9 protein-coding genes are annotated in these 11,768 nt (G+C 71.2%); 2 read left to right on the plus strand and 7 right to left on the minus strand.

Annotated elements, in window-relative coordinates; genetic code table 11:
- Window positions 1-104: 104 nt before the first annotated feature.
- From ACH4XV_RS18495 to ACH4XV_RS18525, 7 genes are all read right to left on the minus strand, one after another.
- Window positions 105-1,466, minus strand: coding sequence for a replication-associated recombination protein A (locus ACH4XV_RS18495; RefSeq protein WP_380010239.1), 1,362 nt, complete (start codon window positions 1,464-1,466; stop codon window positions 105-107).
- 1,693 nt (window positions 1,467-3,159) lie between these two features.
- Entirely contained in the window at window positions 3,160-3,975 is an 816-nt protein-coding gene (locus ACH4XV_RS18500) for a vWA domain-containing protein (protein WP_380010242.1), read from the minus strand.
- Between the two features lie 105 nt (window positions 3,976-4,080).
- Window positions 4,081-4,593 carry a hypothetical protein gene (locus ACH4XV_RS18505; protein ID WP_395790982.1) on the minus strand — a complete coding sequence of 171 codons (513 nt, stop codon included), beginning with the start codon at window positions 4,591-4,593 and terminating at the stop codon, window positions 4,081-4,083.
- Window positions 4,590-5,021, minus strand: coding sequence for a hypothetical protein (locus ACH4XV_RS18510; RefSeq protein WP_395790984.1), 432 nt, complete (start codon window positions 5,019-5,021; stop codon window positions 4,590-4,592). The genes ACH4XV_RS18505 and ACH4XV_RS18510 overlap by 4 nt, the downstream gene beginning before the upstream one ends.
- 239 nt (window positions 5,022-5,260) lie before the next feature.
- Window positions 5,261-7,078 carry an aspartate--tRNA ligase gene (gene aspS / locus ACH4XV_RS18515; protein ID WP_395790986.1) on the minus strand — a complete coding sequence of 606 codons (1,818 nt, stop codon included), beginning with the start codon at window positions 7,076-7,078 and terminating at the stop codon, window positions 5,261-5,263.
- A complete protein-coding gene (gene hisS, locus ACH4XV_RS18520) occupies window positions 7,075-8,334 on the minus strand; it encodes a histidine--tRNA ligase (protein ID WP_395790988.1) in 1,260 nt (419 codons plus the stop codon). The genes aspS and hisS overlap by 4 nt, the downstream gene beginning before the upstream one ends.
- 14 nt (window positions 8,335-8,348) lie before the next feature.
- Window positions 8,349-9,044: an MBL fold metallo-hydrolase gene (locus tag ACH4XV_RS18525; RefSeq protein ID WP_126643375.1), complete on the minus strand. Its 696-nt coding sequence runs from the start codon at window positions 9,042-9,044 to the stop codon at window positions 8,349-8,351.
- A gap of 315 nt (window positions 9,045-9,359) precedes the next feature.
- Here ACH4XV_RS18525 and ACH4XV_RS18530 point away from each other — a divergent pair, with 315 nt between their 5' ends.
- Window positions 9,360-10,202, plus strand: coding sequence for a peptidylprolyl isomerase (locus ACH4XV_RS18530; RefSeq protein ID WP_395790990.1), 843 nt, complete (start codon window positions 9,360-9,362; stop codon window positions 10,200-10,202).
- 106 nt (window positions 10,203-10,308) lie between these two features.
- The gene (locus ACH4XV_RS18535; protein WP_395790992.1) at window positions 10,309-11,538 is read left to right on the plus strand and encodes a DUF349 domain-containing protein; all 1,230 of its coding nucleotides are present in this window, start codon (window positions 10,309-10,311) and stop codon (window positions 11,536-11,538) included.
- The last annotated feature ends 230 nt before the right edge of the window (window positions 11,539-11,768 follow it).

An 11,768-nucleotide genomic window follows, 5' to 3' on the forward strand; every position in this document is an offset into this window, starting at 1 on the left:
CGGCGCGGCGCCCCGAGTGGGGCGCCTTCACCTCTGTCGGGGCGGACGCGGGCCCTTCCCGCCGCGCCGAGGGGGCGCGGCGTGGGGTGGGGTCCTCGCGTCAGTCAGGACTTCGGCGGGGTCGGCGTGTTCAGGCGGGTGCGGAGCCACGTGGTGATGTCGGCATAGCGGGCCTCGGCGCCGTGGCGGGTGGGCTCGTAGTAGGTGCGGCCGTGGATGGCGTCGGGCGCGTATTGCTGCGCCGCCACGCCGTCGGGGTCGTCGTGCGGGTAGAGATAGCCCTGCGCGTGGCCGAGTTTGGCGGCGCCCTTGTAGTGCCCGTCCCGCAGGTGCGGCGGGACGGGCCCGGCCAGTCCCTTCCGGACGTCGGCGAGCGCGGCGTCGATCGCCAGGTAGGCCGCGTTCGACTTGGGTGCGAGGGCGAGGTGGATGACCGCCTGGGACAGCGTGATCCGCGCCTCGGGGAAGCCGATCAGCGCAACCGCCTGCGCGGCGGCCACCGCGACCTGGATCGCGGTCGGATCGGCCATCCCGATGTCCTCGCTCGCCGAGATCATCAACCGCCGGGCGATGAAGCGCGGGTCCTCCCCCGCCTCCACCATCCGCGCGAGGTAGTGCAGCGCCGCGTCCACGTCCGAGCCCCGGATCGACTTGATCAGCGCGCTCGCCACGTCGTAGTGCTGATCCCCGTCCCGGTCGTATCGCACCGCCGCCCGGTCCACCGCGCTCTCCAGCGTGGCCAGGGTGATCGATTCCTCGCCCTTGTCGGCAGCCGACCCCGCCCCCGCCTCCAACGCGGTCAGGACACGCCGCGCGTCACCGCCTGCGATCCGCAGCAGGTGCTCCTCGGCGTCCGAGTCGAGGGTGAGCGTCCCGGCCAGGCCCCGCTCGTCGGTGAGCGCGCGCTGCACCACCTCGCGCAGGTCGTCGTCGGTCAACGACTCCAGGGTCAGCAGGAGCGACCGGGACAGCAGGGGGCTGATGATCGAGAAGTACGGGTTCTCGGTGGTCGCCGCGATCAGCGTCACCCATCGGTTCTCCACGGCCGGCAGCAACGAATCCTGCTGGGCCTTGGAGAAGCGGTGGATCTCATCGAGGAACAGCACCGTGTCCCGGCCCTGGGAGCCGGCGTGCCGACGCGCGTCCTCGATCACCGCGCGCACTTCCTTGACGCCCGCCGTGATCGCGGACAGTTCCACGAACCGCTGACGGGTGACATGGCTGACCACATAGGCGAGCGTGGTCTTGCCGGTACCGGGCGGCCCCCACAAAATCACCGAACTCGGCGCGGTGACCCGACTCTCCGACGCCACCAGCCGACGCAACGGCGACCCCTCACCCAACAGGTGCCGCTGCCCGACCACCTCGTCCAGATCACGCGGCCGCATCCGCACGGCAAGCGGCGCAAGCGAGGGGTCCTTGGCCTGCCGCGCCTCGGCGGCAGCAGTAAAAAGATCGGCATCCACCCAACGACCCTAACCCCCACCCCCGACCCCACCCCCTCACAGCAACCACCCACGAAAACCCACCGGCCGGCCAGAATGCCGGTCCGGGGCCGGCCCGAGTCGATGATGACCCGCCGCCGGCGTCCGGGGCTCCAAGACCCGGGACCTCCGGCGAGACGAATGCACTGCTCAGCGAAACCCGGCCGGCAACGAGGGCACGGAGGTAATCGAGTCGAGTCTGCCAAGGACCCTTAAGGAGCGGGCCGAGCGTTCCCAACGCGCGTCGCACCCTTGGTCCCGAGTGGCCGGTCCGGGGCCGGCCCGAGTCGATGATGACCCGCCGCCGGCGTGCTGGGCTCCAAGACCCGGCCTTCTGGCGAGACGGATGCGTTGTTCGGCGAAAAGCGGCCGGCAGCGGGGAGTGGGAGAGCGCTCAGGTCTGGTCTGCCGGGGAGCGTTCCCGAGTGGGTCGGCATTTCGGGGTCGTTTGGGAGGAGGGTTGGGGTCCGGAACCGGATCTCGGCGGGTGGTTGGTGAACCTCGAGCTTCGGTGACCTGCGGTTTTGCGTAGCCGGGGCGAACCGTCGGGCGCCGAGTGCCGGTTTCGTGTGCTGCGCCCCCCACGCCGGAGCAGAAACCGGAACCACCCGATCGGAGCCGGCCGCAGGCGCCGCAACCCCACAGATGCCATCGAAGAGACCGAAAGCGCCAAGCGGAGGCCAAACCCGGATCCCAAGGCACCCCAAACCCTCCCCCGCCCGCACTGACCTGCGGTTTTCTCTCACACCGAGGCAACAGCACCCCACGCAATCCAGGTTCGTGAACCTCCGTCACCCACATGCCCACCGCCCGCCGGAAACACCCGGCCCCACGGGAAGGCAGCCCGGAGAACTCAACCCGACCACCACCCTGCCCGCCGCTGCCGGCCGCTTTTCACCAAGCAACACGCTCGCCTAGCCGAAAAGCCCCAAGTCTCGGAGCCCCGCACGCCGGCGGCGGCCCACCACCGACTCTGACCGGCCCCGCACCAGCCACCCGCAACCCAAAGCACAACACCCGCCGGAAACGCCCCGACCCACCCGGGAAGGCTCCCCGGCGGACTCGGCTCAACCGCCCTCCCTCCCCGCCGTCGGCAACCGCTTGTCCTGCCCAGCAATGCGCCCGTCTCGTCGGACACACCTGTCCTGCTGGGAATCCCAAGCCCTCGAACCACCCGCGCCCCTGACCGGGACCGCCTCGACCCGCCGGCCCGCCGACCGGCGGCTCGGCTCGGCTCGGCACGACCCAGGCAGGGGTGGGGCGCAAGGAACCGCAACCCACTTTGCCGCCATCGGTGTTGCGCAGCGAAGCCGGAGCCCCCTCGGCGCCGCACAGCGGCATCCACCTGTCCCCTCTCCGCCCCCGCCCCCGCCCCCGCCCTCCGAGAGCGCAGCGTAGGAGCGCACGCTCAGCCTCCACATCTCACGACACGCCCCTACGCCGTGCGTGAACTACCGCTCTCGCCACGGACCTCAACCCCCAGGCCGGCAGCTCTGGGTGCGAGGCGGCCTCTGCCCGGCGGCGTTGACCCGACCCCGCGAAAAGCTCCCGTCCGCGTCGCCCCCGCGCCGCCCCGCCCCGCACCGCCGCCGCGAGTGTCGCGTTTCGGCCCAGGTGTCGCGATGGCCCGCCGCCGGCCCGTCCCCGCGCGGGGCCGGGTTCGCGGGCGGCGTGGTCAGCGTAGGACGCCGGCTGATTTGGCTGTTTGGAGCCATTCGGGGAATTCGTTCATCAGGTTGTCGTAGAGGGTGGCGTCGGGCATGCGGCGGGGGTCGGCGCCTGCTTCGAAGAAGCCTGCGTTGTCGACGACGCGGTACTTCGGGGCGGGCAGGTCGTCGAGGCGGTGCAGGAAGCGGAATTCGTCTCGGCCGAAGCCGATGAACTGCCAGAAGATGGGCAGTTCGGCCGCCTTGCACAGAGCCTTCTCGGCGGCCTTGGCGTTGTTCGGCGCGCCGTCGGTCTGGAAGATCACGAAGGCCGGGTCGGTCGCGCCGCACGAGCGGTAGTGCGCGATCACCGCCTCCATCGCGGACACGTAGTCGGTGGTGCCCATGTGGCCGAGCTTCTTGTGCAGCGCGGCGATGCGGCCCCCGTAGTTGTCCAGCGAGATCTCCTCGGCCGCATAGGCCTTCGTGTCGAAGAAGATCACCGGCACGGTGCCGTCGTCGTCGAAGTGCGCGGCTGCGGCCAACACCCGGTCGGCGAGCGCCTGGACGCTGCCGTTCTTGTAGAACGGCGCCATGCTGCCCGAGCGGTCGAGCACCAGATAGACCGCCGCCCGCACGCCGGCCAGCCTGTTCTTCTCCAAGCTGACCCCGGCCGCCTTGTAGAGGCTGACCAGGCCGGGCGCGGAACGCTCGATCTTGTCGAGGCTGACCGCCGAGCCGCTGCCGCTGCGCACGGTGGCCGAGGGTGTCGCGCCGACCGGGGGCGGGGCCGCCGGGGCCGGTGCGGGCTTCGACTTCTTGCGACCGAACAGCGAGAAGGGCATGGCGAGGCTCCCAGCAGTCGAACGAGTCGGGTGGCCGCCCCCTCCCGGGGGCTTCCCGCGCCTACGCTCCCAGATGCCCCGCCCCCACGAACAGGGGCAGATCCCTCACGAATCGGCCATGTCGCACCCCGCCCGCCCACGCCGAACCCGTTCGGCCGTCCACCCCGGCGGTACCACCACCACCTCGCCCACATCCCCCGCCCAGATCACCTGCGGCCCGAACGCCTCGGCCAGCGCGACCACCGCCCGCTCCACTGCACCCTCCCCCGGAGCCCGGCAGGTCAGCCCGGACGCCGGCTCGTCGGCGCCGATCCGCTTGCGCTCACCCGCGACCGCCAGCGCGAGCCCGCCCAGATGATCGCCGTCACCACCCCCGGGCCGCTCCGGGAGCGGATCGGCCACCTCTGCGCCGTCGACCCACAGACTGAACCAGCAGCGCGCCGACAACCCTTCGCCCCGCAACACCCCCAACAGATCGCCGACTTGCGGATACGACGCGGCCCGCGCCTCCTCCAGGAGGTCGGCCGGCACCGGCATGCCGAACGACTCGACGAACTCCAGACCCCCCTCGCCGTCGGTGAACCACCGCAGCGGATTGATATGCACGGTGTGGCTCATGCGACCTCCCGATTCGAGCCCCGACCTCGACCCGCTCCAGCATCCCGCCCGCCTCCGACATGCGCGGCGACCCGAACTCCCGCCTCGGCCCCGGTCCCGGCCCCCGTCCCGACGGCAACGGGCGCACCACCTCCGCCCGTTGCACCGTCGCCGGCCCCGCCGCTCGCCGCCCGCTCCAACGCCGCCGCGCGCCGCCGCCGCGACGCGTAGAACCACTCCTGCCATTCCCGCGTGCCCTCGATCGCCTGCACGCGCGCCATCGCGTACAACCGCACCGGCGGCGAGCCGCGATATCGCATGTTGGCCATCGTCCCGTCGGGTTCGGTAAGGAAGCGCCCGATGGCGCCCTGCGTCCAGCCGCGCCCCAGCACGGTCGACCGCGTCACGTACTCCGCCGGCACCCGCCGCTTGGTCAAGTTCACCGCCATGTCGGCCTCCCCGAGGTAGTGCGAACCGATCCCGACGACCGGCTCGACTTCCAAGGTAGGCACCGACGCCCGCGCTTGCTTCTCCCCTGTGCAGAAGCGTTTTTCCTACGCCCGCTCCCGTCTCCACACGTCCCGTCCCATCTCCACACACCCCCGCCCAGCCTCCACACACCCCCCCACGCCGAAGGGCGGCCGAGCCATTGGCCCGACCGCCCCACACAACATCCACCGACAGGCGGTTACGCCTTCTCCGCACCCGCGTCAGCAGCCGCGCCCGCGCCCTTGGCACCGGCGTCCCCGGCCACCGACTTCGGCTTCGCGTCGATCCCCGCCTCCCGCCGCTGCTGCACCGTGATCGGCGACGGCGCCCCGGTCAACGGATCCCCACCGGAAGCCGTCTTCGGGAACGCGATCACATCGCGAATCGACTCCGCCCCGCCCAACAACGCCACCAACCGGTCCAACCCCAGCGCGATCCCACCATGCGGCGGCGGCCCATACGCGAACGCGTCCAACAGGAACCCGAACTGCGACTGCGCCTCCTCCTCCGACATCCCGATCGCCGCGAACGCGCGCTCCTGCACGTCCCGACGGTGGATACGGATCGAACCGCCGCCGATCTCGGTGCCGTTGAGCACGATGTCGTACGCGTTCGACAGCGCCTCGCCCGGGTTCTTGTCGAACCCGTCCAGCCACTGCGCCGTCGGCGCCGTGAAGGGGTGGTGAATCGCGTGCCAGCCCTGGTGGTTGCCGGCCGCGTCCTCGATCGGCTCGAACATCGGGAAGTCGACGACCCAGAGGAAGTTCCACTTCGACTCGTCGATCAACGACCCGCGCCGGGCGATCTCCAACCGCGCCGCGCCCAGCAGTTCGAGCTGCGCCGTGCGCCGCCCGGCCGCGAAGAAGATGCAGTCGCCCCTGCTCGCCCCGGTCGCCTCGACCAGCCCGGCCAGGTGCTCCTCGGACAGGTTCTTGGCCACCGGGCCGCGCAGTTCGCCCGTCTCCGCGTCGACCAGCACATAGGCGAGCCCGCGCGCCCCGCGCGCCTTGGCCCAGTCCTGCCAGCCGTCCAGCTCCTTGCGGGTCTGCGCGGCGCCGCCGGGCATCACCACCGCGCCGATGAACTCGGCCTGGAACACCCGGAACGACGTGCCCTCGAAGTAGGCCGTCAGGTCCACCAGTTCGCACCCGAAGCGGGTGTCCGGCTTGTCCGAGCCATAGCGCGCCATCGCCTCGGCGTAGGGCAGCCGGGGCAGCGGCAGCGCGATCTCCACGCCGTGCACCTCGCGCCACACCCGCGCGATCAGCTTCTCGGTCAGCGCCAGGATGTCCTCGGCGTCGCAGAACGACATCTCGACGTCCAGCTGGGTGAACTCCGGCTGCCGATCGGCCCGGAAGTCCTCGTCACGGAAACAGCGCGCGATCTGGTAGTAGCGCTCCATGCCGGCCACCATCAACAGCTGCTTGAACAGCTGCGGCGACTGCGGCAACGCGTACCACGAACCCGGCTGCAACCGCACCGGCACCAAGAAGTCGCGGGCGCCCTCGGGGGTGGAGCGGGTCAGGTACGGCGTCTCGATGTCGAGGAAGTCGTGGTCCTCCATCACCTCGCGGATCACCCGGGTGACCTTCGAGCGCAGCCGCAGGTTGCGCGCCATCGACGCGCGCCGCAGGTCGAGGTAGCGGTGCTTGAGCCGCACCTCCTCGTTGACCGTGCCCGGGGTGTACTCCTCGATCGGGAACGGCAGCGGCGCCGCCTCCGACAGGATCTCGAAGTCGTCCACGACGACCTCGACCGCCCCGGTGGGAATCTCGGTGTTCTCGTTGCCGTCGGGACGCACCCGCACGTCGCCGGTGACCCGTACGCAGAACTCGGAGCGCAGGTTGTGCACCGTCTCCAGGTCGCGGAAGACCACCTGCACGGTCCCCGAGGCGTCGCGCAGGTCCACGAACGCCACGCCGCCGTGATCGCGCCGCCGGGCCACCCAGCCGGCGAGCGTCACGGTGTGGCCGGCGTGCTCGGCGCGGAGCGTCCCGGCGTCATGGGTGCGGATCACTGAAGCTTCTCCTTCAAGACGGTGACGACCTGGTCGAGCGGAACCGGGGTCTGGTCCCCGTTCGACAGGTCCTTGATCTGGGCGACGCCCTCGGTGAGGTCACGATCGCCGACGACGATGGCGTAGCGGGCGCCGGACTGCGACGCGGCCTTCATGGCGCCCTTGAGCTTCTTCCCGCCGAACGCCATGTCGGCGGGGATGTCCTCGATCCGCAGCTGGGTGACCATGGCGAACACCGCGCGGCGGGCCGCGTCGCCGATCGCCACGCCGTAGACGTCGCAGTCGGCGGGGGTCTCCACGGTCTGGCCCTCCGCCTCCATCGCGAGCATCGTGCGGCCGATGCCCAGCGCCCAGCCCACCGAGGGCAGGTCGGGGCCGCCGAGGTCCTCGGACAGGCCGTCGTAGCGCCCGCCGCCGCCGATCGCCGACTGCGCGCCGAGGCCGTCGTGCACGAACTCGAACGTGGTGCGGTTGTAGTAGTCGAGGCCCCGGACCAGCCGCGGGGTGTCCTCGTAGGCGATCTCCAACTCGTCGAGCATGCCGCGCACGAACGTGTGGTGTTCGGCGCACGCCTCGCACAGGTGGTCGGTGATCAGCGGGGCGTCGGCGATCAGCGCCTGCACCTCGGGCCGCTTGTCGTCGAGCACGCGCAGCGGGTTGATCTCGATCCGCGCGTGCGTCTCCGCGTCCAGGTCGAGCGCGCGCAGGAACTCCTGCAGCTTGGCCCGGTAGACGGGGCGGCACTCGCGGCAGCCGAGCGAGTTGAGCAGCAGCCGGAAGTCGCGCAGGCCGAGCTTTTGGAAGCCCTCGGTGGCCAGCGCGATCATCTCGACGTCGACCAGCGGGTCGTCGCTGCCGATCGCCTCGGCGCCGACCTGGGTGAACTGCCGGGTACGGCCGGCCTGCGGGCGCTCGTAGCGGTAGTACGAGCCGAAGTACCACAACTTCACCGGCAGTCGGCCCGCGTACAGGTTGTGCTGGAGCACCGAGCGCATCACCGCCGCGGTGCCCTCGGGGCGCAGCGTCAGCGAACGGCCGCCGCGGTCCTCGAAGGTGTACATCTCCTTGGTCACGATGTCGGTGGACTCGCCGACGCCGCGCAGGAAGAGGCCGGTCTCCTCGAAGGTGGGGGTCTCGATGTACTGGAAACCGGCGTCGCGCAGTTCCAGGCCGAACTGGATCCGGATCCGGTTGAACGTCTCCGAGTACGGCGGGAGCATGTCGAAGGTGCCCTTGGGGGCGTTGAAGGTACTCACGGTATGAAAATCCGTCACATTCCTCGGTGCGGTCCCGCGGGCGGCGTCAGCTCTTGCAGATACGGATTGCTCGCGCGCTCGCGGCCGATCGTCGTCTGGGGGCCGTGGCCGGACAGGACGACGGTCTCGTCCGGCAGGGGCAGACACACCCGGGACAACGAGCGCAACATCTGCGCGTGATCGCCGCCGGGCAGGTCGGTGCGTCCGATGGAGCCGGCGAACAGCAGGTCACCCGAGTACAGGATGGGCGGGATGTCCGCGCTTCCCTGGGTGCCGAAGGCCACCGACCCCTGTGTATGGCCGGGCGCATGATGGACCGTCAGCTCGAGGCCCGCGAGTTCGAGCACGGCGCCGTCGGTGAGCAGGCGCACGTCCTCGGGTTCGGTGAAGGTCATCCCGCCGAACAACTGCTGTCCGACGCCGAGCGACAGGCCCTTGGCCGGGTCGGAGAGCAGGTCGCGGTCGTCGGGGTGGATCCACGCGGGCACCTTGTGCTCGGCGCACACCGGCACCACCGAGAACATGTGATCGATGTGCCCGTGGGTCAACACCACCGCCACCGGGCGCAGCCCGTGCTCGCGGACGATGTCCTGTACGCCGTCGAACGCGTCCTGCCCGGGGTCGACGATCACGCACTCCTCGCCGGCGCCCGGAGCGACCACGTAACAGTTGGTCTGGAAGGACCCTGCGGGGAACCCGGCGACGATCACGTTCGTCCTCTCGGTCTCGGGGTCTTCCGGCGACGGGGGCAAGCACGGAAGTATGCGGCGGACGTGGGAATCGGATACGAGACTACCGGCGCGCGGGGGCGGATCGCGAACCGGTTCCGGGGGTGCGTGCCTAGACTGTGCGCGAGCTGCGGCCGGTTCCGCACGTGTGGGATCACCGCAGGTCGGGACCGGTGCACCGATCCCGTCACGGTGCCGGAAGCCGTCGTCCGGCGCAGGCTCGGTCACACGGCCGTCCGGGTCGAGTCCCATCCACATCGAGTCCGTTCGAACCATTCGAATCCAGGAGAGCACGCGGTGGTCACCAAACAGCAGCGCCAGCGACAGCTCGCGCGCGAGAAGTTCGAGCGCCAGCAGCAGCGACGCGGGACCGCGCACGCACGCCGGCGCCGACGCAATCAGGTCGTCGCCGCGGTCGCGGCGGTGGTCGTGGTGGCGGGTGGCGGGGCGTGGCTCGCGGTGGCGACGAGTGACGACGACAAGGACGACAAGAAGACGAACGCGGCGAACACTCCGCCGAGCACGCAGCCCTCCGCGCCGCAGTCGCCGCCGCCCGCCGCCAAGCCCAAGACGTGTGCGGCGCCGGCGCCGGGCGAGCCGACGAAGGAGCAGTTCGGCGCGGAGCCCGCGATGTCGATCGACACCGCCGGCGCGTACACGATGACGCTCAAGACCACCTGCGGCGAGGTCAAGGTCGCCCTGGACGCGGCCAAGGCGCCGCACACGGTGAACTCGTTCGCGTTCCTGGCGGGCAAGAAGTTCTTCGACCACACCAAGTGCCACCGGCTGACCACGGGCGGCCTGGCGGTGCTCCAGTGCGGCGACCCGACCGGCACCGGCACGGGCGGTCCGGGGTACAAGTTCGTCGACGAGAACCTGGGCACCGCCGGCGCGGACGGCACCGCGGCCTACCCCGCGGGCACGGTGGCGATGGCGAACTCCGGTCCCGGCACCAACGGCAGCCAGTTCTTCCTGGTCACCGGGGACAGCAAACTGCCGCCGAACTACACCCCGTTCGGCAAGGTCACCGGCGGGATGGACGTCCTGCAGAAGATCGCCGCCGCGGGCACCGAGGACGGCGGCAGCGACGGCGCGCCGCACGAGAACGTGGTCCTCGACAGCGTGACCGTGGCCAAGTAGCAACCGACCGCACGCGTGTTCCACCGCGACTCCCCGGGCACGGCCCGGCCCGTGCCCGGGGGGTCCTGTGTAGAGTGCGCCGCATTCAGCATCGAAGGAGGCCGCTGTGAGCAGCGACCCGTGGGGCCGCGTGGACGAGCAGGGAAACGTCTTTGTCAAGACGGCGGACGGTGAACGCTCCGTCGGTTCGTGGCAGGCGGGTTCCCCGGACGAGGCCCTGGCCTACTTCCGGCGCAAGTACGAGGGACTCGCCGTCGAGGTGGAGTTGCTCGCGCGGCGGGTACGGACCACCGACCTCGCGCCCAAGGACGCCCACCACGCGATCGAGCGCCTGCGCGCGAGCATCGTCGACGCGAACGCGGTCGGCGATCTGGAATCGCTGGTCAAGCGCCTGGACGCGCTGGTGACCGTGGTGGATTCCAAGCGCGAGGAGCGCAAGGCCACCCGCGCGAAGGCGCAGGAGGAGGCGCAGGGCGCCAAGGAGCGGATCGTCGCCGAGGCCGAGCAGCTGGGCCAGAGCACGGACTGGCGACCGGCCGGCGAGCGGCTGCGCGCGCTGGTGGACGCCTGGAAGGCCGTGCCGCGCCTGGACCGCAAGGCCGACGACGAACTGTGGCACCGGTTCTCCCAGGCCCGGTCCAACTTCGCCAAGCGCCGCAAGGCGCACTTCGCGGAGCTGGACGGTCAGCGCGACAGCGCCAAGCGGGTCAAGGAGAAGTTGGTCGAGGCGGCCGAGGCGCTGTCCACGTCCACCGACTGGACCGACACCGCGGCGCGCTACCGCGACCTGATGAACGACTGGAAGGCCGCCGGCCGGGCCCAGCGCGACGTCGAGGAAGAGCTGTGGCAGCGCTTCCGGGCCGCGCAGGACGTGTTCTTCGCGGCGCGCAGCGAGGTGTTCGCCGAGCGCGACTCCGAGCAGCGGGAGAACCAGGCCGCGAAGGAGCTGCTGCTCCTCGAGGCCGAGACGATCCTTCCGGTGAAGGACGTCAAGGCGGCCCGGGCGGCGCTGCGCTCGATCAACGATCGCTGGGAGGCCATCGGCCACGTCCCGCGCGATGCCCGGCCGAGGATGGAGGCCCGACTCCAGACGGTCGAGCGGGCGATCCGCGAAGCCGAGGAGGAGCTGTGGAAGCGCACGAACCCGGAGGCCCGGGCTCGCGCGCAGGCCGCCGTGGACCAGATCCAGGCGTCCATCGACAAGCTCACCCAGCAGGCGGAGAAGGCCCGCGCGGCGGGCAACGAGCGCAAGCTGCGCGAGGCCGAGGAATCGATCGCGGCCCGCGCGCAGTGGCTGGCCGAGGCGAACAAGGCGCTGGAGGAGTTCTCCGGCTGAGCGGGTCGAGCGGTTCGAGTCGCGCGGGCGCGCGCGTACGCGGATCCCTCGCGTAGGCGCGGCCGGCGCCGCGACGCGGCGACGTACACCAGGCACGGGCGGACCCGGATCGGCGATCAGCCGGTCCGGGTCCGCCCGTGCCTGCCATCGGCCCGTTATCGGTCCGCCCCCGTCCGACGCGCGAGTGCCGGCCCCGGGCCGCCGCTCGCTCTCGCGGCGGGACACGCAAC

Source organism: Embleya sp. NPDC020630, assembly GCF_044334985.1.
GTDB lineage: Bacteria > Actinomycetota > Actinomycetes > Streptomycetales > Streptomycetaceae > Embleya.